The organism is Altericroceibacterium endophyticum (assembly GCF_009827595.1).
GTDB lineage: Bacteria > Pseudomonadota > Alphaproteobacteria > Sphingomonadales > Sphingomonadaceae > Altericroceibacterium > Altericroceibacterium endophyticum.
This window is the reverse complement of record NZ_WTYT01000002.1, coordinates 122,899-146,574: the sequence shown is the minus strand read 5'-3', so window position 1 is coordinate 146,574 and position 23,676 is coordinate 122,899. Positions and strand designations below refer to the sequence as shown.

General features: G+C 58.5%; 22 protein-coding genes and 2 tRNA genes. 13 read left to right on the top strand and 11 right to left on the bottom strand.

Features of this window, described 5'->3' with window-relative positions:
- Positions 1-45 precede the first annotated feature (45 nt).
- The 4 genes from lptG to GRI91_RS16005 form a co-directional block, all read right to left on the bottom strand.
- Positions 46-1,143, bottom strand: a complete 1,098-nt coding sequence (lptG, locus tag GRI91_RS04665; RefSeq protein WP_160735480.1) for an LPS export ABC transporter permease LptG — start codon at positions 1,141-1,143, stop codon at positions 46-48.
- Positions 1,136-2,365, bottom strand: coding sequence for an LPS export ABC transporter permease LptF (gene lptF, locus GRI91_RS04660; protein ID WP_160735479.1), 1,230 nt, complete (start codon positions 2,363-2,365; stop codon positions 1,136-1,138). The genes lptG and lptF overlap by 8 nt, the downstream gene beginning before the upstream one ends.
- A 102-nt stretch (positions 2,366-2,467) precedes the next feature.
- A complete protein-coding gene (clpS, locus tag GRI91_RS04655) occupies positions 2,468-2,833 on the bottom strand; it encodes an ATP-dependent Clp protease adapter ClpS (protein WP_160735921.1) in 366 nt (121 codons plus the stop codon).
- 269 nt (positions 2,834-3,102) lie between these two features.
- Entirely contained in the window at positions 3,103-3,543 is a 441-nt protein-coding gene (locus GRI91_RS16005) for a phasin family protein (protein ID WP_237437669.1), read from the bottom strand.
- Positions 3,544-3,652: 109 nt separating this feature from the next.
- On the opposite strand from GRI91_RS16005, the gene GRI91_RS16000 reads away from it, so the two are divergent.
- On the top strand, positions 3,653-3,892 hold the full coding sequence (locus GRI91_RS16000; RefSeq protein ID WP_237437668.1) for a hypothetical protein: 240 nt from the start codon (positions 3,653-3,655) through the stop codon (positions 3,890-3,892).
- Positions 3,893-4,066: 174 nt separating this feature from the next.
- Here GRI91_RS16000 and GRI91_RS04645 read toward each other — a convergent pair whose 3' ends face one another.
- Complete coding sequence (locus GRI91_RS04645) at positions 4,067-5,956, bottom strand: PHA/PHB synthase family protein (RefSeq protein ID WP_237437667.1); 1,890 nt, start codon at positions 5,954-5,956, stop codon at positions 4,067-4,069.
- A 143-nt stretch (positions 5,957-6,099) separates the two neighbouring features.
- On the opposite strand from GRI91_RS04645, the gene GRI91_RS04640 reads away from it, so the two are divergent.
- Both GRI91_RS04640 and GRI91_RS04635 read left to right on the top strand, forming a co-directional pair.
- The gene (locus GRI91_RS04640) at positions 6,100-7,299 is read left to right on the top strand and encodes an LL-diaminopimelate aminotransferase (protein ID WP_160735476.1); all 1,200 of its coding nucleotides are present in this window, start codon (positions 6,100-6,102) and stop codon (positions 7,297-7,299) included.
- A gap of 399 nt (positions 7,300-7,698) precedes the next feature.
- Positions 7,699-9,132, top strand: coding sequence for an MFS transporter (locus GRI91_RS04635; RefSeq protein WP_160735475.1), 1,434 nt, complete (start codon positions 7,699-7,701; stop codon positions 9,130-9,132).
- A gap of 6 nt (positions 9,133-9,138) precedes the next feature.
- Here GRI91_RS04635 and GRI91_RS04630 read toward each other — a convergent pair whose 3' ends face one another.
- On the bottom strand, positions 9,139-9,771 hold the full coding sequence (locus GRI91_RS04630; protein ID WP_160735474.1) for a glutathione S-transferase: 633 nt from the start codon (positions 9,769-9,771) through the stop codon (positions 9,139-9,141).
- Entirely contained in the window at positions 9,764-10,714 is a 951-nt protein-coding gene (gene trhO / locus GRI91_RS04625; protein ID WP_160735920.1) for an oxygen-dependent tRNA uridine(34) hydroxylase TrhO, read from the bottom strand. The genes GRI91_RS04630 and trhO overlap by 8 nt, the downstream gene beginning before the upstream one ends.
- A gap of 197 nt (positions 10,715-10,911) precedes the next feature.
- Between trhO and GRI91_RS04620 the strand changes: the two genes are divergently transcribed.
- Positions 10,912-11,196 carry a hypothetical protein gene (locus GRI91_RS04620; RefSeq protein ID WP_160735473.1) on the top strand — a complete coding sequence of 95 codons (285 nt, stop codon included), beginning with the start codon at positions 10,912-10,914 and terminating at the stop codon, positions 11,194-11,196.
- A gap of 30 nt (positions 11,197-11,226) precedes the next feature.
- On the opposite strand, the gene GRI91_RS04615 is transcribed toward GRI91_RS04620, so the two are convergent.
- Positions 11,227-12,705 carry an FAD-dependent oxidoreductase gene (locus GRI91_RS04615; RefSeq protein WP_160735472.1) on the bottom strand — a complete coding sequence of 493 codons (1,479 nt, stop codon included), beginning with the start codon at positions 12,703-12,705 and terminating at the stop codon, positions 11,227-11,229.
- A gap of 128 nt (positions 12,706-12,833) precedes the next feature.
- Between GRI91_RS04615 and GRI91_RS04610 the strand changes: the two genes are divergently transcribed.
- The 6 genes from GRI91_RS04610 (at position 12,834) to GRI91_RS04585 (ending at position 18,243) form a co-directional block, all read left to right on the top strand.
- A tRNA-Cys gene (locus tag GRI91_RS04610) sits at positions 12,834-12,907 on the top strand.
- Positions 12,908-12,967: 60 nt separating this feature from the next.
- A tRNA-Thr gene (locus GRI91_RS04605) sits at positions 12,968-13,043 on the top strand.
- Between the two features lie 177 nt (positions 13,044-13,220).
- Positions 13,221-14,036, top strand: coding sequence for a TauD/TfdA dioxygenase family protein (locus GRI91_RS04600; RefSeq protein ID WP_160735471.1), 816 nt, complete (start codon positions 13,221-13,223; stop codon positions 14,034-14,036).
- Positions 14,036-15,430 (top strand): amidohydrolase family protein, encoded by a 1,395-nt coding sequence (locus GRI91_RS04595; RefSeq protein WP_160735470.1) that lies wholly within the window; start codon positions 14,036-14,038, stop codon positions 15,428-15,430. The genes GRI91_RS04600 and GRI91_RS04595 overlap by 1 nt, the downstream gene beginning before the upstream one ends.
- A gap of 124 nt (positions 15,431-15,554) precedes the next feature.
- A complete protein-coding gene (locus GRI91_RS04590; RefSeq protein ID WP_160735469.1) occupies positions 15,555-16,928 on the top strand; it encodes an NAD-dependent succinate-semialdehyde dehydrogenase in 1,374 nt (457 codons plus the stop codon).
- A 235-nt stretch (positions 16,929-17,163) separates the two neighbouring features.
- Entirely contained in the window at positions 17,164-18,243 is a 1,080-nt protein-coding gene (locus GRI91_RS04585) for a TauD/TfdA family dioxygenase (protein WP_160735468.1), read from the top strand.
- A 91-nt stretch (positions 18,244-18,334) separates the two neighbouring features.
- Here the strand turns inward: GRI91_RS04585 and GRI91_RS04580 are convergent, their stop codons facing one another.
- The 3 genes from GRI91_RS04580 to GRI91_RS04570 form a co-directional block, all read right to left on the bottom strand.
- Positions 18,335-18,928 carry a nitroreductase family protein gene (locus GRI91_RS04580; RefSeq protein WP_160735467.1) on the bottom strand — a complete coding sequence of 198 codons (594 nt, stop codon included), beginning with the start codon at positions 18,926-18,928 and terminating at the stop codon, positions 18,335-18,337.
- Positions 18,929-19,177: 249 nt separating this feature from the next.
- Positions 19,178-19,870, bottom strand: a complete 693-nt coding sequence (locus tag GRI91_RS04575; RefSeq protein WP_160735466.1) for a cysteine hydrolase family protein — start codon at positions 19,868-19,870, stop codon at positions 19,178-19,180.
- Between the two features lie 6 nt (positions 19,871-19,876).
- Positions 19,877-20,707 (bottom strand): oxidoreductase, encoded by an 831-nt coding sequence (locus tag GRI91_RS04570; protein WP_160735465.1) that lies wholly within the window; start codon positions 20,705-20,707, stop codon positions 19,877-19,879.
- A gap of 166 nt (positions 20,708-20,873) precedes the next feature.
- Here GRI91_RS04570 and GRI91_RS04565 point away from each other — a divergent pair, with 166 nt between their 5' ends.
- From GRI91_RS04565 to GRI91_RS04555, 3 genes are all read left to right on the top strand, one after another.
- Complete coding sequence (locus GRI91_RS04565) at positions 20,874-21,782, top strand: PfkB family carbohydrate kinase (protein WP_160735464.1); 909 nt, start codon at positions 20,874-20,876, stop codon at positions 21,780-21,782.
- A 102-nt stretch (positions 21,783-21,884) separates the two neighbouring features.
- The gene (locus tag GRI91_RS04560) at positions 21,885-23,012 is read left to right on the top strand and encodes an LLM class flavin-dependent oxidoreductase (RefSeq protein WP_337190316.1); all 1,128 of its coding nucleotides are present in this window, start codon (positions 21,885-21,887) and stop codon (positions 23,010-23,012) included.
- On the top strand, positions 23,005-23,676 hold the full coding sequence (locus GRI91_RS04555) for a cysteine hydrolase family protein (RefSeq protein ID WP_160735463.1): 672 nt from the start codon (positions 23,005-23,007) through the stop codon (positions 23,674-23,676). Before GRI91_RS04560 ends, GRI91_RS04555 begins: the two co-directional genes overlap by 8 nt.

Sequence of the window (23,676 nt, the reverse complement as noted above, 5' to 3'; positions counted from 1 at the left end):
CTTGTTGGTGTAGGTTCCTGAGAGTGCGGATTATCCGGAAATTCGCTATTCCTCCGTGCGGATCAGCACGGTTTCACCGAGGAAGAAGAACAGCATAAAGGGCGCCCAGGCGGCCAGAACAGGCGGATATCCGCCAAAACCACCCATGGCGAGCGCCGCATTATCGACCACAAAATAGGCAAAGCCCAGCGCCATGCCAATTATGGCCCGCATGAAAAGCTGGCCTGATCGGGCCAGGCCAAAACCGGCAACCGCGCCCAGCAGCGGCATCAATACAGCCGATAGCGGGCCCGATATCTTGTGCCACCATTTGCCCTCCAACTCGGAAGTGTGGCGGCCGCTTCTTTTCATGGTGTCGATCGCATCAGCCAATTCTGTCAGTGACAGAGCGTCGGGATCGACACCGGTCATGGCCATTTGATCCAGCGTAACACCGCGCGCAACGCGCAGCGGCTCCTGCAATTCGCGGCTATCGGCGCTTTGCACATCAAATGTGGTGGGGTTTTCCAGAAACCAGCCGGGGTTGGCATAGGTGGCGCGGGGACTGCGCACTTGCCGGCTGATCATGCCTTGCGCGTCACGGGTGTAATAGGTCACGCCCTCCAGCACGGTCTTCGCGCCGCTGCCGCTTTTGCTGTCAGCTGTGAGGATATTGGTACCGTCCGTATAGTACACATTGTGGCGGACGCTGGGGTCTTTGGGAATCGGCCCGTAATCCGCCGCTGTCCAGGCCTTTAGCGTGGCCGTGGAGCGGGTTACGACCCGTTCGTTAAAGGCGAAGGAAATCCCCGCGACCACCAATGCCGTCAGCAGCAAGGGGGCCAGGATCTGATGGGCCGAAAGCCCTGCGGCCTTCATCGCCACCACCTCGCTGTTCTGATTTAGCGTCGCGAGGGTAATGATGGTGGCAAGCAGGACGGAATAAGGCAGAAAACGCGCCATCAACTGCGGAATACGCAGAGAAACATAGGTCCAGAGCTGCCCCTGGCCATTGCCCGGATAGGCAAGGATGTCACCGCTTTCCGACAGCAGATCCAGCATTTGCAGCACCAGCACCAGCATCAGCAAAACGGCCAGAATGCGGGTGATAAAAGTCTTGGCGAGATAGATGGTCAGTTGGCGCGACGGGAAGAAGTCAAGCATGGGTGACGTCCTTCTGTTTCGCCGCGCTCAAGGGATTTTTTCGGCGCCAGAGTTTCTTAACCCAGCTTGCCAACTTGGCAAAAGCCACTTCGAGGGCGCCAATCGCCTGTCCACCCGGAACATAGGCGACGCGGTAATACATCCACAGGATGAGCGCGGCGAAAATGGCAAAGGGGCCCCACAGGGCCAGCAAGGGATCGAGCCGCTCCAGCGCGGCGATCGATTGTCCGTATTGGTTCACCTTGTGATAGGCGACCACCATCACGATCGAAACGAATACGCCCAGGGCGGAGGACGATCGCTTGGGCGGAATCGCGAGGGCAACGGCCAGCAATGGCAGCATCAGCATCATCACAACTTCGACCATGCGATAGTTGAAATTGGCCTGCGTTTCGGCGCGCAATGCGTCCGATGTGTGGTCACTCCAGCCGATTTCGAGCAATTCGGGCAGGATATATTCCCGGTCCTGTCCGCCGCGCTTGCGGAAGCGCTCGATTGCGGGAAGGTCTATCGGCAGATCATGCTGCGTGAAGCTCAGGATACGGGGCGTCTTGCCTTTCATATCCTGTATAATGGTACCATCCATCAGGCGCAGAATTATCGTATTGCGATCTTCACGATTGGCGAGAAACCGGCCTTCTCTGGCGGAGATGGAAAGGACCTGGCCCTTATCATTGGCGATGCGGGCAAAAATGCCGATCAACCGCCGGCCATCATCTTCGCTTTGCTCGATCCGCAGCGCCATGCGGTCTTCCAGCGTCGTGAATTCGCCCACCTTGATCGCGGCACCCAATGCGCCGGAGCTCAGTTCATATTGCAGTTCTTCGTAAGAATAGCGGGCATAAGGCTGCACATAGCCGACGATCAGGAAATTGCCGATCATCATCACTGCGGTGATGCAATAGGGCACCCGCAACAGTCTGGTATAGCTCCACCCCACGGCGCGCATCACGTCCAGCTCGCTTGACGTGGCGAGTTTGCGAAAGGCGAGCAGAATGCCCAGCATCAGACCCAGCGGAATAGCCAGACTGGCATATTCGGGGATCAGGTTGAGCAGCATCTTGAACACGACGCCAATCGGGCCGCCTTCAGTCGAAACGAATTCGAACAGGCGGAGCATCTTGTCCATCATCAGCAGGCTGGCGGCGATGACGAAGACGCCCAACATCGGAACCAGAACCAGCCGGAAGATGTAACGGTCAAGAGCAGTGATGAAGTTCAAATCGGTGGGCCGTTACAATCGCTGTTAAAGGAAAACAGACGGGGTCTATAGCGTGCCCGGCCGGGTAGGTCATGAACCTTTTTGGGCGGGTGTTACCGGGCCTTATGCCTTTTCCAGAGTGCATTGCAGGGGGTGCTGGTTTTCATGGGCGAAATCCATCACCTGATTCACCTTGGTTTCGGCCACTTCATAAGGGAAAACGCCGCATACACCCACGCCGCGTTGATGCACATGGAGCATCACCCGCGTTGCCTGTTCGAGATCCATGCGGAAAAAGCGCTTGAGCACCATGACGACGAATTCCATGGGCGTGTAATCGTCATTCAGCAGCAAGACCTTGTACTGGCTTGGCTTGCGCGGTTTCGCCTTCGTCCTGGTGGCAAGACCAATCTGACTGTCGCCCTTGCCATCGCCGGGGCCGTCATCATCGGCATCTCCAGCATAGGTGGGAAGCAGACCGGAAACCATCGGCGGTTCGGAATCAAGCTGGCCGGAATCAAAAGGCAAATCAAAGGGGCTCATATAGGTGCAAATATCGTATGCAGGCGGTGAACTGCAAGATGCAGGCTTCACTGAATGGCGCTGAAAGGCGTTATCACTCCGATCTCTGCCATTTTTCTCCTGACTTTTAAGCTGGAAACAGCACACAGAAACGGGCCGAACATGTTTCACGTTCGACCCGCCTGCTTTTGCCGGGGGAGAGGAGTCCCGGCTCAATATTTATGTCAGTGCCTTATTCAGGCGACTTTCGACATCTTTTCGCCAGCAACGCTCATGCGGCTGGAAAGCGGCTGGGCGGCTTCATTGGCAAGCTTCATCATCGCTTCCGACGTCTTGGAGCTCTGCGCGATCATCGCATCGAAATTGCGGCGCATCAGCTTGCCCTGAAGCTGGAACAGCTCGGTCGGGCTTTTCGCGGCGGCCATTTCTTTCATGTCGGCGCTGACTGTTTCATAGGCGCTTTTCGCGTCATCGGCACAGCTCTTGCCCATTTCCTGAAGACCGCTGGCGAGGATCTTGCTGCTTTCAACCATGGCTTCGACATTGCCCTTGGTGAATTCACTCATTTCGCCCATCACTTCAGAGCTTTTTTCGAAAGTGGCCTGAGCGCGGCCCTGAATTTCATTCACGGCTTCAGTCATGGGCTTGGTGAAATCGGTATCGTTCTTGGTAGACATAATTTTTTCCTTCAATTCGCTGACGGACGGCTGGCTGGCGGGGGGCGCTGAATGAGCCGCAGCGGGCTTTGGCGTCTTCCTGGCAGCTTTCGCGGCAGGTTTGGTTCGTGTGGCCGCAACCTTTTTGACGGGTTTAGGCTTTTTGGCCGGGGTGGTCTTGGCAGCAGCCTTAGGGGGTGCTGCGGATTTAGCCGCCGGCTTGGGTGAAGCTGAAGCAGCAGGCGCCTTATCGGGCGCGCCCGATGCGCCTGTCTTCATTTCGGTATCAGATGCCTTTGCCTTTGCAGAGCTGTCCGGACTGCTCGCAGATTTTGCTGCCGTTTTGCTTTCGGCAGCTTTGTCCGCTTGAGCCTTCCCGGCATTCTGCGCGGCTGTGTCTGTCTTCGACTCGGCCATGAATCCTCGCTTCCTGCATCGTCCGTCCAAATGGACTTATGTTGCAGTGCACAAAGTAGCAATTGGCGATGATTCGTCAAGGGTAATTGTGCACTGCAACATAATTTTATCGCGTGAGGAGAACGCTTTATCGCTCGCGCACATATCGGCCGGGGGCATCCTCAATGACTGTGTCGCCTTTCCCACCGGGCTTGCGTTTGCCCTTCGCCGGGATTTTTCCATCGGAATAACCGGATAGCCAGTCCAGCCAGTCATTCCACCAACTGCCGGGATGTTCGGTGGCTTTGGCGATGAAGTCATCCAGGCTGGTGGCTTTCTCGTCGCTGGTCCAATGCTGGTATTTCTTGGCTGCGGGCGGGTTGACCACGCCCGCTATATGGCCGCTTCCTGCCAGCACGAAGCGGGCCGGGCCGGAGATATGTTCCGTGAGGCGAAAGACGCTTCCCGGAGGCGCGATATGATCTTCCCGCCCGGCCTGAATATAGGCCGGTGTCTTGATCTTGCCGAGATCGATCGGTGTGCCGTCCGCCGTCAGCGAACCGGGCTGCACCAGGCGGTTATCCCGGTAGAGGTCGCGCAGATAGGATTGATGCCACTCCGCCGGCAGATTGGTCACATCGCTGTTCCAGTGGAGCAGGTCGAAGGCGGGATAATCTTCACACAGCAGGTAGTGATTGACGACGTAATTCCAGATCAGGTCGCGGCCACGCAGCAGATTGAAGGTCGCCGCCATATAGCGCCCATCCAGAAACCCATCCCGGCTGGCCTGCCGGACCATTTCCAGCTGGTTGTCATCGATGAAGACTTTCAGCTCCCCTGCTTCTTCGAAATCAACCTGAGCGGTGAAGAAGGTCGCACTGCGTACCTTGTCGGCCTGTCCGCGCTCGGCCAGAATTGCCAGTGTCGCGGCCAGGGTGGTGCCCGCCACACAATAGCCAATCGTGTGAACATCGGGGACGTCAAGCCGCTCGCGAACGTGATCGATCACGTCGATCTGCGCGCGGATATAATCGTCCCAGCTCGTATCGATCAACTCTTCATTGGCGGAGTGCCAGCTGACCACAAAGACTGTCAGGCCTTGCGCCACGGCCCAGCGGATGAAGCTCTTCTTCTCATTCAGATCGAGGATGTAGAACCGGTTGATCCAGGGCGGAAAGATGATCAGCGGCGTTTCATGAACATTTTCGGTCGTGGGGGTATATTGGATGATTTGATAGAGCGGCGTCTCATGCACGACCTTGCCGGGGGTCGCGGCGATATTTTCCCCCAGCCGGAAGGCATCATTGTCGGTATGGGTGAGCTGCCCCTTTTCCAGATCATGGGCCAGCCGTTCCATGCCCTTGACCAGATTTGCACCGCGATTCTCGATCGTCTTTTCCAGCACGACCGGGTTCATCATGGGGAAATTGGCCGGGCTCATCGCCTCCAGACTGGCGCGGGTCGCAAAGCGGATCTTCTCCCGCTCCGCATCGTCAATATCGTCAATCTTATCGACCATTTGCTGAATCCGTTCGGCCAGCAGCAGATAGGTCTGATGGATCAGGGCGAAGACAGGAGAATCGCGCCATGCAGGGTCGGCGAAGCGCCGGTCCTTTCGGGGTAGCTCAGGCTCCAGATTGCCGGCGCCCTTGCCATCAGGGCCAAGCCCGTATTGCGCCATGATATTATCCCACAGCGCCATCCCTTCCTGCCACAGCTGCCGCTGGCTTTCCGGGTTGGCGAGGGGATTTTTCTGATACCAGCCCTGCATCATGCCCATCCATTGCGATGGATCTGCCAGCAAGGGCGCGGGCATTTCAGGTAAAGCGTCCTGCTGCTCGCGATATTGATCCATCCACATCTGCTGCAATTTCGATGCGGCATCGCCCCATTCTTTCAGGACTTCGTCTTGCGGAACCGGATAGGCGATTTCAGGCATGAAGCCTTTCATCACCTCGCGGGCGGCGTCGCCCTGAATGCGGAGCATTTCGGTGAAGAGATCACCGGTAGGGGGCGAGTCGGCTGATTTCTTATCCATAAGAAGGAAGCATAAGAAAAAATACGACATTTGCGAGAAGATCCGGCGCGTTTTTTCAACCATTCATTGCGCCGCAACCGGGATTCCGTCACAATTGATTCCGGCGGCGATCAGGCCGCCTGATTTTGGAACGAATTGAGGTCATGGAAGAAGAGTTTTACCGCATTAAGCGACTGCCGCCCTATGTCATCGCCGAAGTTAACGGGATGCGAGCCGCGGCACGTCAGGCGGGACGGGACATCATCGACCTCGGCATGGGCAATCCTGATTTGCCGCCGCCCCAGCATGTGATCGACAAATTATGCGAAGTCGCCTCCAATGGCACTTCGCACGGCTATTCTCAGTCGAAAGGCATTCCGGGGCTGCGCCGCGCACAGGCAAACTATTATGGTCGCCGCTTTGGGGTCGAACTCGACCCTGAAAGCGAAGTGGTTGTCACGCTGGGGTCGAAAGAAGGTCTTGCGAGCTTGGCGACCGCCATCACCGCGCCGGGTGACACCATTCTGGCGCCCAATCCCAGCTATCCGATTCACACGTTCGGCTTCATCATTGCCGGGGCGACCATCCGCTCCGTACCGACCACGCCGGATGAGCAATATTGGGATGCTCTGGACAAGGCTATGCGCTTTACCGTGCCGCGCCCGACCGTGCTGATCGTGAATTACCCCTCCAACCCGACCGCCGAAACGGTCGATCTGGCCTTTTACGAACGGCTGGTTGCCTGGGCGAAGGAAAACAAGGTCTGGATCCTGTCCGATCTGGCCTATTCGGAACTCTATTATGACGGCGTACCGACGCCTTCGATCCTGCAGGTTCCGGGGGCGAAGGATGTGGCGGTGGAATTCACGTCGCTGTCCAAGACCTACTCTATGGCCGGTTGGCGAATTGGTTTTGCGGTGGGTAACAAGAAACTGATCGCCGCATTGACGCGGGTGAAAAGCTATCTGGATTACGGGGCGTTCACTCCGATCCAGGCGGCAGCCTGTGCCGCGCTGAACGGCCCGCAGGACATCGTCGATACCAATCGCGCCTTATATCACAAACGCCGCGACGTAATGGTTGAGGCTTTTGGCCGCGCGGGATGGGAAATCCCTCCGCCCAAGGCATCCATGTTCGCCTGGGCACCTTTGCCGCCGCAGCTTAAAGACATGGGCAGTCTGGAATTTTCCAAGCAATTGCTGACCCATGCCGAAGTCGCCGTGGCACCGGGTGTCGGATATGGTGAGGATGGCGAGGGCTTTGTGCGCATCGCCATGGTGGAAAATGAACAGCGACTGCGTCAGGCGGCGCGCAACGTTAAACGATATTTGCAAAGCATGGGCGTGAACAGCACGGCTGCATAAATGCCTGATCAATGACAATGAGAACGGCGTCGGAGCTTGTCTCCGGCGCCGTTTTTTTTGGCTAGGCCGTAAACGCATAAACAGCACCGTCGAGGCGCCCAAATGGCGAACATATCGGAGCAAAGCGCCCGCCGGGAAGGCTGTTTGCCTTTCCAAGGGCGATTTGGTTCGAGAGGGAAGCCATTTGGGCGTCGCAAAGCGATTTGGCCAAAATGGCCCATCGCTGCGTCAAGAAGCCTTGAAATATCGACATATTCCCACGCCTTCTTTCCTTGCGCTGAGCCATTTTGACTCAAACCTCGATGGTGCTGTTTATGCGTTTACGGCCTAAGTCCGCCCCGTAGAAATAACGGTAGCACGGTACACATTCTTGCCTTACGTTGCCGGCGGGAGAATGTGATGACTGATTTTGATAACGCCCGGATGCCGTCCGGGCGATTCGATGTGGCTGCTTTTCTGGATGGTTTGCCGCTCACAGCGTTTCACAAACGATTGATCATCCTGTCCTGTCTGGTGACCTTTTTTGAAGGGCTGGACTTCCTGCTGATCTCTTACACCATTCCCTATATTCGTGATGAGATGGGACTGGCCGATGCGGTGATCGGACTGGTCATTTCCGCCGGTGTGGCGGGGCAGATGGTCGGCTCGCTGGGCGGTTCCTTTCTGGCTGACCGTATCGGACGGCGTCCGGTCATTGCCGCCTGCAGTTTCTTCGCCGCGATCCTCACATTCCTTACCGGTTTCGCCACCAGTGCCGAAATGCTGATGGTCATTCGCTTTGGCGCGGGGCTGATGATTGGGGGGTTGCTACCGGTTGCCTGGGCGCTGAACATCGAAGCCATGCCGCCCGGCCGCCGCGCGACCGCGGTGGCGGTGGTGATGTTCGGTTTCAGTCTCGGGGCGTCGCTTGCCGGGCCTGCCACCAACCTTCTGGCGCCCGACTATGGCTGGGAAATGGTCTATTTCGTGGCGGGTACGGCAACCTTTGCTGTCTCTATATTGCTATTGGTTTTCCTGCCGGAGAGCGCTCGCTTTCTGGTCACGCGCGGCGCCGGGGCGGACCGCATAGAGCGTGCCTTGCGTCGTTTCGTCCCGGCTTTCGACGGGGCAAAAGTGCAGTCCTATGTTCTGGGGGATGAACGCAGCGATACAAAGAACCGAAATATTGCGGCGGTCATGCAGGAATTGTTCCGGGGGCCGCTGGCCAAGATAACACCCCTGATCTGGGCGGCCTATTTCGCCAGTTCCGTGGCGATTTTCCTCAAAAGCAGCCTTGGCCCTGTCTATCTGGAGGAGCTGGGGATGGAGCGGCAGGTGGCGGCGTGGATCGGCTCCATCGGCGGGATCAGCGGCGCGATTGCTGGCGTATTGCTGCTGCGCTTCACCGAAAGCAAGGGTCCGAAATGGATCGCTTTATTCCCGGCCTTGGCCGTTCCCTGCCTGCTGGCGGTGGGCATGGGGCTGACCAGCGGTCCGCTGTTCATTCCCATTATTCTGGCTGGCTCGGTGCTGGTGGGCGGCGGCCATGCGGCGGTGATTTCCATAGCCGGTCTCTATTATCCCAGCGCCATCCGCTCCAGCGCCGGGGGCTGGGCCAGCTTTGTCGCGAAAATTGGCGCAACCATCGCACCGATGATCGGGGCCATGTTCCTCGCCAGTAGCGCCGATGTGCTGCGGGCCTACACCCTATCGGCTGTCTGCATGGTGGGCATTGTGCTGTGTGTCATTACGCTGGCGCATTATGCCCGGCGCATGCCGCAAGGCCGCGCGCAGATCAGCAGTGGAGAAGAAGCGGCGGGCAGGAGCGAAAAAGGCGAAAAGGCGCTGGCTTAAGCCGTTTTAAAACAGCTTTTCGCCTTCTGTGCCTACCTCCCACAGCGGGCGCTTCACCATCACTGCTTTGAACAGCGGCGATGCCAGCAATCCGTCCAGCCAGGCTTTGAGATGTGGCCAATCCTGCGCATCGAACCATTCACGGTCGGTGGCGGCAAATTGCCGGATAAAAGGGAAGATCGCGCAATCCGTCATGCGCCGTTGATCACCGCATAAATAGGCGCTTCTACTAAGGCGTTCCTCAAGTCGCATGAGGATGTCCTGTGCAGCGGCGCGATGTTCCTCTGGGTCGCTATCGTGCCGCGTGGCGTATTTATACCGGTCGAGATGGTGTTTGAACGGGCCGTCATTGGTCGCGATCAGCTCGGTCTCCTCGCCCTCCAGCCAGCCCTCCGGGTCATTGCGGCCGAGCGCCCAGTGCATGATGTCGAGACTTTCCTCCAGCACGGAGCCATCGGGCAGCACCAGCACCGGCACGGTCCCTTTGGGGGAGGCGTCCAGCATCGCCTGCGGTTTGTCGCGCAGGATAATCTCGCGCACTTCGCATTGCGTGGCGCTGATATGCAGCGCCAGCCGTCCGCGCATGGCATAGGGACAGCGGCGAAAGGAATAGAGGAACGGGAGCGGCGTATCAGCCATCTGCATCATCGCCGGCATCGGGCACTGTTGATCCGACATGGGGGATGCCGCGCGCACCGGCCAGCTCTGTCTGTTTTTGCCGTTCGGCGTAGCGTCTCCGCTGTTCTTCACTGCGTGTTTCGTAGCAGAACGGGCAGCTGACGCCTTCGACATAGAGCGGTGAATGGCGGTCTTCGGGGCTGATGGGCATCCGGCAGGCGCGGCACAGGCCATAATCGCCGCGCTCCAGCCCGTGACGGACGCTCACCCTTTCATCGAATACGAAGCAATCGCCTTCCCAGCGGCTTTGTTCTTCCGGGATTTGTTCGAGATAGGCCAGAATGCCGCCCTTAAGGTGATAGACGTCATCCAGCCCCTGCGCCTTCACATAGGCGGTCGCCTTTTCACAGCGGATGCCGCCGGTGCAGAACATCGCGACCTTGGGCTTGCGGCCTTCTGCTGTCAGGCGGTCCTTATGCGCCTGGAACCATGCCGGGAATTCGCGGAATGTCTTGGTATGCGGGTCGATCGCGCCCTGAAATGTGCCGATGGCGACTTCATAATCATTGCGCGTGTCGATCAGAACGGTGTCTTCATCCGCGATCAGGCTGTTCCATTCCTGCGGAGAGACATAGGCGCCGACATCCTCGAGCGGGTCGATATCAGGCTGACCCATCGTGACGATTTCGGATTTCAGGCGCACTTTCATCCGGTGGAAGGGCAGCTTTTCCGCGCGTGCTTCCTTGACGTCCAGATCGGCGCATCCGGGCAGCGTGCGAATATGGCCGAGCACAGCCTCGATCCCCTCATCCGAACCGGCAATCGTTCCGTTGATCCCCTCATGCGCGAGCAGGAGCGTGCCTTTGATGCCCTCCTTCTCGCACAGGGCGAACAGCGGATCGCGCAAAGCGGCATGATCGCTGAAGGGCGTAAATTGATACAATGCGGCGATGCGGATCGGCATTTTTGCCTCGGACACGTCTTTGCTTTCTGTGATTTCAACCAAGGGGCCTGCGCCCTTGTCGCGCCTTTAGCAAAGCTGAGCGGGATAGTCATGCTGCCGCGCAAATAACCCTTTATCCAGCCTGCGCGTGGACAGGCCGGCTCGGGCGGCTTAGACTTTGCTGACGTCGGGCATAGGCGTCAGGCATAGGGGGATTTATGGGGCCGATCGGTTGGATTGATAAACAGATTTACCGCGAGGCGCTGCGGCAGGAAGAGCCGGGCAAAATGCGCTATTTCCCGAGCCTGCGTTTCGCCGTGCTGGCCATTGCCATCGCGCTGATCCCGGTGCTGATCAATGAAGCGCTTTACTGGGCCGGGCTGCCCGCGCTCAATCCCGCATGGGGGATGTATCTGGCGCTGCCCGTCATGCTGGCGCTGATCATGCGCCATGGGAAACATCGCGTGGCGGTGCGGCAGGGTAAATCGGTCGAGGATCTGTGAAGCGAGGGCATCTTTGAAGATGCCTGAGCTTCAGACTTTTTCCGCCGCTTGATGACGCGGCGGAGCGGTGATTTTCTCCTCCTCGCTGAGATGTGCGCCTTGTTTCCGGAGCACAGCACGGATGGCTTCTGGGGTCACATCGCGTGGCTCGATCCCCTGATCGGCGGCCAGCGCAGCACCGACCCCTGCGGCATGGCCGGTCATCCAGCATTGCGGGATCTCACGCATGAAACCATGGCTGTTCGCATCACATGAGATATGCCGTCCGGCGGCCAGCATTCCGTTCAAAGCGCGAGGGACCAGCGCGCCATAGGGCACGGAGACGGTGGGAAATTTGGGGCTGACGGAAGGGCTGATCCCCACTTCATCCACCAGCGGCGTCCCGCGGCCCCAGTCACCGCGCTCTATCCGGCCGACTCCTGCCAGTCGCCGGGTATGACGGACACCCAGCTGCGACGCGCTTTGCAGCGAAAACGCGTGTTCAAAGCCGGGCGCATGATCGCGGAAGAAACGACAATGACGCTCCATGAAGCGGTGTGAGCGGATTTCCACCTCGGTCATGTCATCCACATCCAGCGCGGATAAGCCGGACTGGCGCGGCCCGAGAAACAGCGCAATGTCCGGGCGCCATGATACATAAGGTGCCTGAAAAAAGCCGATCTCCTCACGGCCTCGTGCCAGGAATGCTTCATATTCGCTGCGGTTTGAGACGCGCCAATCAATAAAGCGGTCCATATTGACGCCGCCAAAGATCCATCCGGTATTCATCGAATGGTGCACATCGCCATCTTCTACATCGCTATCGAATTCCGCACCTGCCCGGGCAAACATGTCCCCATCGCCGGTCGTGTCGATCACCACTTTGGCCATGATGGCCTGGCGTCCGGCCTTGCTTTCAAACACCGCGCCGGTGGCGCGCCCATTTTCCACCACCGGCCGCGCGGCCCAGGCATGGAAGACAAGGCGAACCCCGGCCTCCAGCAACATTTCCTGCGCATTCAGCTTCATCCGTTCCGGGTCGAGTGTGGGCGCCCAGGTGACGATGCCGTGAAAGGCGGTGGTACGCTGTCCCCAATAAAGTGCCTTGTCCGGATCGCGGGAACCCCAGTCTTTCGGGGGAGGGCCGGCCACGGCCTCTTTCGGCATGCGGTCGATAAAATGCCGGGCAAAACCCTGAATCACATGATTGCCATCCCAATCGGTCATCCGGTCAATCCACATGACCAGCCCGCCCGTGGACAGCCCGCCCAGGCAATTATATCGCTCTATCAGGGTCACATCCGCGCCGGCCTGAGCAGCGGCCCAGGCAGCCGCGCAGCCAGCCGGGCCGCCGCCTATGACGACCACATCACTGCGGTGATAAATATCGATATTGCGCGCATCCTCGCGGATTGTGCCGCTGCCGTTGGGGGGCGGTAAGGCGCGGCTATCGGCCTCAAACACATCGGATGCCAGGAAGCGATCCTCGGTCTGGGTTACGCTTTGCCGCCGTGGTTGATCGCCCGTCATATTTTTCCTTCTCCCATGGCCTCTCCGGTAACATTGTGTAGCGAGGTACGCAATAAGCCGCTCTTTATTCACGAATCGGATTGCGCGCGCTGGCGGATTTCGCTAGTGGCGCGAACTCCGAAATTGGTGGCCCGATGGCGGAGTGGTTACGCAGAGGATTGCAAATCCTTGCACGCCGGTTCGATTCCGGCTCGGGCCTCCACTTTACATAGCGGGAAAGCGTTGCGCTCTGGCGTGAACGTGATTAGGAGCCCGCCGCAGTGCCGCTTTAGCTCAGTTGGTAGAGCACATCATTCGTAATGATGGGGTCAGGTGTTCGAGTCACCTAAGCGGCACCACTTTTCTTACAGCATCTGATGACGGTTGCGGCCGCCTTTCGGCCATCCGGCTGTTTGGCTTCCCATGTTTGTTGCGCGCGTGCGTGCGTGGTCAATCATTTGGGCATTTCTGCAAAGAAAGCCGGATGGGACGCCTCTAACTTCCTTCTCACTGACAGAAACAGTGGGATGGGCGCGATGGGGCAGCAATTATTCACGGTGGAATCCGTAACGCCGCATATGGGGGCGGAGATTTCCGGAATTGATCTGCGAGAGCCGATCGGCACGGAATTGGCCGCGGGCCTGCGCGACGCCTTGCATGAGCATCTGGTTCTGTTTTTCCGCGATCAGCCGATTTCGCACCGCCAGCATAGCGATTTCGCCCGTATTTTCGGGGAGCCGCATATCGCAAAGGCTGCGGCGGCATGGTCGGTCGCCGGATTTCCCGAAGTGGTCCAGATCCATGCCGATGCAGATTCCAAATTCGTCGCCGGGGAAGACTGGCACAGCGATATGACCTGTGACGAAGCGCCGCCTTTGGGATCGGCGCTTTATTTGCACACTGTGCCTAAATCGGGCGGGGACACGGCATTTTCCAATATGTTTGCTGCCTATGATGCGCTGTCCGATACGCTGAAGACGGCGCTGGACGGCCTGACCGCAACGCATGATGCGCGGCTGGTCTTTGGTGACAAGGCCCCGCCGGGCACCGAATTGCCGATCAATTCACACCCCGTCATCCGCACGCATCCTGAAAGTGGGCGCAAGGCAATTTTCGTCAACCGGCACTTCACCGTGAAGATCGACGATCTTCCTGCGGCCGAGAGCGAGGCCTTGCTCGGCTTCCTCTATGAACATGTCCAGCGCCCGCAATTCCAGTGCCGCTTCCGCTGGCAGCCACATTCCATCGCCCTGTGGGACAATCGCTCTGTCCAGCATTCGGCAATCTGGGATTATTTCCCGCAAACGCGGTCGGGCTTTCGGGTTCAGATCGCCGGTACGAGGCCCTTTTGATGACGCAGCAACCCACCCCGGTCGATACGCTGATCCGCGATGTGATGGTCGTGACGATGAATGCGAAGCGCGAGATTATCAAGGATGCCGCCGTGGCGATTACGGGGGACCGCATCAGCCATGTCGGCAAAAGCGCAGACATCGTGCCGCTGGTTACGCCGAAAAATGTCGTCGATGGGCGGAATTTCGTGATGACGCCGGGTTTCGTGAACGGTCATATCCACATCACCGGGGAACCGATTACGCGCGGTTATGTGCCTGATGATAGCGGCTGGCATGAAAATGTCTGGGAATGGCTGGTGCCGCTATATCAGAATCAGTCGGCTGAAGAAGAAGCGGTATCGGCCAGCCTTGCCGCGCTGGAAATGCTCCGCACCGGCACCACCAGCTTTATGGAAGCGGGTACTATCCGCTTTCTGGAGCCTGTAGCGGAATCGCTGACGAAGGCGGGTATTCGCGGACGGATTGGCAGCTGGGCGGAAGACCGGGCCTTTGATCCCTCCGAAGATCAGACGGCCAAGACCGATGCGGCGATCAAGGCGATGGAACAATCGGTGGCCAGCCTGCCCGGCAGCGATATGATCGAAGTCTGGCCCCTGCTGGTCGGCCATATAACTGCAACCGATGAATTGTGGCAGGCCGCGAGCGCCATTGCGCGCGACAAGGGGGCGCGGGTCTCCGCACATATGAGCCCGGCCACAGCCGATCCCGATTGGTATCTGGCCAATACAGGGAAGCGTCCGGCCGTGCATCTGGCGGATATTGGCGTGCTGGGGCCGGAAATCTGCCTGACCCATGCCGTGCATATGGATGATGAGGAAGTGGCCATTCTGGCCGAAACCGGGGCCCATGTGATCCATTGCCCGATGTCCGCATTCAAGGGGGCTTATGGCATCGGCCCGGCAGGCAAGTTCCCTGAAATGCACGACGCGGGCGTGAGCATTATGCTGGGCACGGATGGGAACAACAATTCCAACACCTCCGATCTGATGCGGGCAGGCTATCTGGTCTCGGCCGTGTTCAAGGATGCGCGCCGTGATAGCAGTATTTTTCCGGCCTATGATGCCTTCACCATGCTCACCTTGGGCGGGGCCAAGGGGCTGGGCATGCAGGACATGATCGGGTCCATCGAAGTGGGCAAGAAAGCCGATCTGGTGCTGCATGACACGCAGCGGCCCGAATGGCAGCCGCTGTTCAACCCGATTTATCAGATGATATGGTCGGCCGACGGGCGCGCCGTGCATAGCGTGTGGGTGGATGGCAAATGCGTGGTGGAAAATTACCGCTCAACCATGATTGATGAGCAGAAGCTCTATGCCGATGCCACGCAGGCGGGCCTGGCGGTTACAAGGAAAGCCGGTCTTCCAGACAAGCAGGCCTGGCCTGTGATCTGATATTTTCATCTCTGGTGCGGGGCGGCTGGTCTTGCTGCGCGGAAAAGTATTGCGCGCAATGGAAACGAAATCGTGATGCTTCGTTGGAATGGCATATGTCATTCTAATTGAAAGAAGGTTTCGCATGAGCGATACAATCACCACGATCAATCCGGCCACCGAACAGGCCGAAACCAGCTACGATCTTATGAGCGATGCACAGGCCAAAGAGGCTGTGCAGAATTGCCATGAGGCTTTTCTCGACTGGCGGTTGAAGTCACCCGAAGACCGGGCGAGTGTGATCAAGGCAATCGGCGCCGAACTGCGCGCCAGTAAAGATGAATATGCGCAATTGATGGTCCGCGAAGTGGGCAAGCTGCTCAAGGACGCGAAAGACGAAGTCGAGCTTTGCGCGGCGATTTGCGACTATACGGCGGAAAACGGGCCGAAGGATCTGGCCGATGAAGAACGCGAGCTGGACGATGGGCTGGGCGTTATCGTCCATGCGCCGATCGGCGTGATTTACGGCATTCAGCCATGGAATTTCCCCTGCTATCAGGCTGTGCGCTATTCCATCGTCAATCTGATGGCCGGCAATGGCGTGCTGTTGAAGCATGCGGAAAATTGCACCGGTTCAGGCCTGATGCTGCGCGATATTTTTGAACGGGCAGGCCTGCCGAAAAACCTCTTCACCGTGCTGATCATCAGTCATGACCAGTCGGATGACGTTATTGCCAGCGATCTTGTTCGCGGCGTGACACTGACCGGCAGCGACGGTGCCGGTGCCAAGGTTGCGGCAAAGGCCGCTGAGCAGCTCAAGAAAACCGTGCTCGAGCTCGGGTCGAATGACGCCTATCTGGTGCTGGATGATGCCGATCTGGATCTGGCCGTCGAAAGCTGCGTGCAGGGGCGTTTGTATAATAACGGCCAGACCTGCGTGAATGCGAAGCGCTTTGTCGTGACTGAGAAGAATTACGACGAATTCGTTGAACGCTTTGTGAAGCGGATGGACGCGGTGGAGCTGGGTGATCCCACTGATGAGAATACGAAGCTTGGCCCCATGGCGCGTGAAGATCTGCGTGATAAACTCGCCTCGCAGGTTGAAGAGAGTGTGGAGAAGGGCGCAAAGATCCGCTGCGGCGGCAAGGTGCCGGAACGCACGGGTTGGTACTACCCCGCAACCGTGCTGACCGATGTGGCGCCCGGACAACCGGCCTATGATGATGAATTGTTTGGTCCGGTTGCCTCGGTGATCAAGGCCAAGGATGATGAGGATGCCATGCGCATCGCCAATGACAGCCGCTATGGTCTGGGCGGCGGGATCTTCTCAAAAGATGAAAAGCGCGCCCGCAAGCTGGCCAGCACCTATTTCGATACCGGGATGGTGACGATCAATGGCTATAATATTGCCAAGCCCAACATGCCCTTCGGCGGGGTGAAGAATTCGGGCTATGGCCGCGAACATGGCGGGTTTGGGATGAAGGAATTCGTCAACATAAAATCCATCTTTATCAAATAATCTACGGTCTGCCGGCGGGTGCCTTTTCCCCTTCGGGCACCCGCTGGCTCCTTTATTTGCGCCGCATGATGCGGCGGCAGGCTCTCCTCATCGAACTCCATCAATGCGCGCTACGGAAAGGGTTATTTCATGCCCGGACAAGACGGCTGGTGCGCGCAGGGATAAGTATGGAGCGATAAATGATAGAGTCGCGCTAGTCAGGCTGGCCGATAAAATCGACGAAGGAGAATCCAGAATGACGGTGATGGACACGCTTTCCCCGGTGACGACAGCGGCCGCATGGCGCGGGGACCGGCTGGGCGAAACGCAGGAATGGATCTATCGTCTGTCTGACGAACAGGTGGCCGAGCTGGAAGAGCTGGGCACGCGGTTTGTCGAGGAAGACCCCGATCTGCGCTTTGTTCAGAAAGAGGATTACCCGCTGGTCAAATGTGCCGATGCTGTGAAGGAATGGGGCCAGGACGTCGATTATGGCCGCGGCTTCGTGCTGGTGCGCGGGTTGCGCACGCATCTGTATTCCGACGCGCTTTCCTCGGCGATCTATTACATTCTCGGCCTTTATATGGGCGATCCCATCCGGCAGAATGAGCTGGGCGATCTGCTCGACCATATCTATGCCACGTCGGACAAGACGATGGATGATCCCACCGCATTGTCTTCCAAGGTGCGCGACAAGCTGGTCTATCATTCCGACAGTTCCGATCTCGTGTCGTTGATGTGTCTGCGGCCGGCAAAATCGGGCGGCCTGTCCTGTCTGGTCTCGGGCGCGGAAATCTATAATGAGATTCTGCGCCGCCGGCCTGATCTGGCCCCGCTGCTGCTGGAACCGTTCCATTGGGACTGGCGGCGTCAGGATCACTCCGCCCCGGCCAACACCTACACCTCGCCCATCGTCAGCATGGAGGATGGGGTCTTCTCCATGTATGCCGGCTCGCTCTATATCGAAACGGCGCAGGAATACCCCGGCGTGCCGGAGCTGACACCCGAACAGATCGAGGTTCTGCGCCTCTTTGATGAAATCACCTATGAAGAGGGCATGGCCATCGCCATGGATTTCCGCCCCGGTGATATTCAGTGGCTGTCCAATTACGCTGCGCTGCATAGCCGCACCGAATTTGAGGATTTCCCCGAGCCGCAGCGCCGCCGTCATTTGCTGCGTCTGTGGCTGCACCGGGATTCGGGCCGGCCGGTGGTCGATGGTTTTGGCAAGAATGGGGTCGTGCTTCACCGCGAAGCACCGCGCGATGGCGGGGCAGAACACCCCGATGCGCATTTCCACATTCGCCAGGCTGCGGTGCCGCGTCTGATTTCCTGAAGCGGGAGGAGCGGCGGCTTTGACCGCTAGGACATAGAAAAGGGGCGGGGGCTACGCAGCCTCCGCCCCTTTTTTGTGATCTAAGCGGTGATCAACCCTGCCAGGGGCCGTGGAAGGCAATGGCGGAAAGCGGTTTGCGCTCGCTGGGCTGTTCCTTTGCCTGCAGACCTTCGGGCAGGCTGTCCGCTTTACCGATATGGCCAACGGCAATGCCTGCCTCCAGCCGGTAATCATCGCCTATGCCCAGGATGGCCGGGGCCTTCTCAAAATCCAGCCCGGTCATGCCATGGGTGACAAGACCGTCATGCACAGCCTGTGCGGCCAGTGCGGCCCAGGCGGCACCGGCATCAAAACTGTGGCTGTAGGAATCGCCCTTGATGCTGCCATCCGCTTCCCGCGTATGCTTGTCCGACAGGACGAAGATCAACGCACCGGCATTTTTAGCCCAGCTCTGGTTGAAGGGGATCAGCGCGTCGAGAAAGCGATCCCAGTAATCATCGCCCTTTATCGCATAGCAAAAGCGCCAGGGCTGCACGTTGAAGGCTGATGGTGCCCAGCGTGCGGCTTCGATCAGGCGCAAGATCTCTTCTTCGGCCAGCGGCTGATCGTCAAAAGCGCGCGGCGACCAGCGCTGCGTGAAACTCGGGTGAATGTCGTAATTGGCTTGGCGGGTGGATTGGGTCACATGTGCTCCTTCATGGATCTAGGCCGTAAACTCATAAACAGCGCCGTCGAGGCGCCCAAATGGCGAACATATCGGGGCAAAGCGCCCGCCGGGAAGGCTGTTTGCCTTTCCAAGGGCGATTTGGTTCGAGAGGGAAGCCATTTGGGCGTCGCAAAGCGATTTGGCCAAAATGGCCCATCGCTGCGTCAAGAAGCCTTGAAATATCGACATATTCCCACGCCTTCTTTCCTTGCGCTGAGCCATTTTGCCTCAAACCTCGATGGTGCTGTTTATGAGTTTACGGCCTAACAGGGCGATGATTTCCGAAACGGATTTTACATCGGCGAAATTGAGCCGAAGATTAAGCAGCGCTGCATTATGCTCTTCGTCACTTAGCGTGGCCATGGCGTCGCTGGCGGCAATAACCTTGTAACCGCGCATATTGGCATCGCGCGCTGTGCTGTCACAGCAGACATTGGTCAATGTGCCGGCAATGATCACCATGTCGAAATCACCCTCCGACAGGGTCGTTTCCAGCGCAGCAGCAGGGCAGGCAAAAGCGCTGTAGCGATATTTGTCCAGCGTGATATCTGTCGCCGCGACATTCATCGCTGGGTGGATCGCATGGGCTGCTGTGCCCGCGCGCATGGTGTTGACCGCGGCGGCAATGACCGGATCGGACAGATCATATTGCCATTCCGGCATGGCCAGCTTGGGATCGTCCGACACTGTTTCGCGTGTCCAGATAACCCTCCCGCCCGCTGCGCGCATCGCATCGGCCAGGGTGTTGACCGGGGTGATGATGTCCATGGCATGCACATTGCCGAATGGCTGATCCGCATCCATGAAAACGCGCTGCATATCGATCACCACCAGAGCCGAACGGGCGGGCCTGATCTCTTCGAAATGGTTCATCGCGCGGCCGCGTGCGATGGCCCAATCCGGAATGGAGGTGACGTGCATGCGCCCTTACTCGGTAAAATCGGTGGAGAGGCTCAGTTCGCGCCACTTTGCCATTTCACCCGTCACCAGATCAATCTGCTCCTGCGTATGGCGCAGGGCATCTTCACCCAGGAACAGGTGGCGGGGCACTTCCGGCTCTTCCAATGCCGCAAGGATGGCCTGCGCTGCTCGTTCGGGATCACCTTTTTCCTGGCCTTGACCGGCGGCGAGGCTGGCCTTTGAATTATGCGCGGTGGCGGCATAATCGGCGATGACCTTATCCGCTTGTGCCAGCCCGCGGCCTGCAAAGCCGGTGCGAAAGCCGCCCGGTGCGACATTGGTGACTGTAATGCCCAGCGGTTCGACTTCCTGCGCCAGGGTCTGGCCGATGCATTCCAGGGCATATTTGCTGGCACCATAGATGCCGGTCCCTGCCCAGGGGGCGAAGCCGCTCAGGCTGGTGATGTTGACGATCCGCCCGGCTTTACGTTCGCGCATATGCGGCAAAACCGCCCGAATCATCGCCATCGGGCCGAACAGATTTACATCGAACAGGGCCCGCGCCTCGGCATCCGATGTTTCCTCGATCGCGCCGACCATGCCATAGCCGGCATTATTCACCAGCACATCGATCCGCCCCATCTGTTCCAGCGCGCGGTCGATGGCGGCAGAGGGGCCAGCGGGATCCGCTAGGTCAAGTGCAATGCCAAAGGCGCGGCCCGGGGCCAATGCCTCAAACGCAGCGCGGTCCTCTGCCCGGCGGGCCGTGCCGGCGACCATGTCGCCACGCGCCAGCACAGCCTTGCTCAATGCAGCGCCAAAGCCGCTGTTGATCCCGGTGATGATCCAATTTGTCATGCCTCTCGCCCCTTTTTAATGCTGCCCTGTCATAGGCGCGCGAGGGGCAGCGGCTCTTGGCGCCAAGACCCGCAAAACTTGTCTTGCGGCGCATAAGCTGCCCATCCGCTTGCACGGCAGACGGCACTATGCTCCCAAATGCGGGCAGGGTTAGCAGGAGAGCTTCGTGTCGATTGAAATTCTGGGATCGATCAATGTCGATATTGTCGCCTCGGTAGACATGCTTCCGCGCGGCGGAGAAACGGTGCTGGCCCATGCCACGCAGCGTCTGGCCGGGGGGAAGGGCGCCAATCAGGCCGTTGCCGCCAGCCGTATGGGGGCGCCTGTGCGGATGATCGGCGCCATTGGCGCGGATGAGGGCGGCGAATTCATGGCCGCGACCCTGCGCGATGATGCGATTGATTGCAGCGCTGTATCCGTGCTGGACGGCGTGCCGACCGGGGCCGCTTATATTGCGGTGGATGCGGAGGGGGAAAATCAGATCATCGTCGCGCCCGGTGCCAATGGTGCAGTCACCCCGCAAATAATCCCTGCGCCACAGGAGAGCTCGCGCATTTTGTTGAGTCAGTTGGAAATACCGCTGCCCGCCTTGGCGGCTTTCTTTGCGCCGGAGAATGCCGGGGATCGTCTGCGTATCCTGAATGCCGCGCCGGCGATTGATGCGGGCGCCGATCTGTTTGACAATGTGGATGTTCTGATCGTCAATCAGCATGAACTTGCGCAATATTGCGGCGGCGTTTTGGTGGAGCGGGTGGAGGATACTTTCATTGCGCGCGAGCTGATGAAACGCCCTGATCAATGCGTTGTTGTGACGCTGGGCGCGGCGGGCGCCTGCGCCGTATGGCCCGATGATCATTTTTACGCGCGGGCCTTCAAGATTACGCCGGTCGATACGATCGGCGCGGGGGATTGCTTCGTCGGGGCGCTGGCCGCGCTGCTGGCGCAGGGCTGCGTGTTGAAGGAAGCTTTGCCGATTGCGAATGCGGCCGCAGCGCAGGCCACGCAGAAGGCGGGCGGTGTGCCTGCCATGCCGAACAGAGCGGCGGTGGAAGCGGCGCTGAAAGAACAGGCTTAAACTGCGGCAATCACCTCCGGTCCAATATTACGTGCGCGTTTGGTCAAGAAACTGACTGCCGCCTCGCTAGATTAAATCTCAGACACACTATTCGGGGATCACATGAGCATGACTAACGAACCCACCCAATTCGGTATTCCTTCAGACAAGGGCGGCAAGGATCTCGGTATCTTCATGCCCATTGCGAATGGTGGCTGGATCATCTCGAAGAACAAGCCGGAGATTGACGGCTCTTACGATTATAACCGCAGGGCGGCCATGCTGGCGGAGGAAGCCGGGGTCGACTTCATCATGGCGATGGCCAAATATCGCGGATATGGCGGTGAGACCGAGCATTGGAACTACACGCTGGATTCCGTGGTCGCGATGGCAGGCCTGGCAGAGGCAACCACCAAGGTGAAATGCTGGGCCACCATTCACACGATCCTGCAGAATCCGGGCGTTGCAGCCAAGATGATTGCGACGCTGGACCAGATCAGCGGCGGGCGTGCCGGTCTCAATCTCGTGACCGGGTCCTATAAGCAGGAATTCTCCCAGATGGGTGCCTGGCCCGAGGGTGTTGGCCATGATGCACGTTATGACCTTGCCTATGAATGGATTCGCGCGATCAAGAAGTTGTGGAGCGAGGATTCCGTGACTCAGAAGGGCGACTATTTCGAACTCGAAGATTGTGAAAGCTGGCCCAAGCCGGAGAAGAAACCCTTCACCGTCTGCGCCGGAACATCCGAAAAGGGCATGCGCTTTTCAGCCGAGGAAATGGACGCCATCTTCCTGTCCGGCGGTACGCCGCAGGAACTGGCCGAAGCGAACAATAAGGCCAAGGAAGTGGCCGATGATGTTGGCCGTTATCTGCGGACCTATTCGATGATGACCATCGTGCTGGGCGAAACCGACCAGGAAGCTGAGGCCATGGCCGACAATTTCCGTGATGGTTTTGACGAAGGCGCGCTGGAAGGGATGATGCGGGCCTATGGTATGATCGATAAGGAAATCGGCAAGGAAAACGCCTTCACCAAATCCGCGCGTTCGGGCTTCATGTCGCCCCGGATCATCGGATCGCCTGAATCCGTCACGGAACAGATGGAGGAAATGCTCGAGGTTGGCGGCACCGATGGCATGATGCTGATCTTCCCCGATTATCACAAGATGATCCCGGTATTCGGCACGGAGGTTCTGCCTGCCTTGCGTAAGCGTTTCCCTGGTAAAGTGGCGGCATCGGTCAATGGCTGAGCAAACGCTGCAACAGCAGGTCGCCGCGCTGCCGCATGTTGATGCGGCAGCGTTGGGCGACATGATTGCGCCGGAAACGACTGCGCTGATCGTGGTCGACATCCAGAAGGATTTTGCCGCCCCGGACGGGCTTCTGGGCGGCTATGGTGTTGATCTGAGCGGGGTTGAAACCGCGATCGACCGGATCGAAGAATTGATAGCCGCGGCGCGTGAGGCCGGAGCGACTGTTGGTTTCATGCGCGTGGTGACGCGCCCGGAAACCGATTCCAATGCGCTGAAAACGCTGATGCAGCGGCGCGGTGATGTGGGCGGTGAAGCGATTTGCCGGATCGAAGATGGCGGCGCGGACTATTACCGTGTGGCCCCGAAACCCGGTGATATCGAAATTCAGAAGCTGCTTTTTTCCAGTTTCCACGGCACCGATCTGGACGCTCAGTTGAAAGAACGCGGGATCGAGACCCTGCTCGTTTGCGGTGTCAGCACCGACTGTTGTGTTGATTCCACGGCGCGGGAGGCTTTCCACCGCAATTATCACGTTTTTGTGATCAGTGATGCGAGTGCGGCCTATTCGCCGGAATTGCATGTGGGGCCGCTCAACGTGCTTCAGAAGAACTGTGCCCTGCTGGTGAGTAGCGACGCTGTTAAGCAGGCCTGGCAAAGCTGA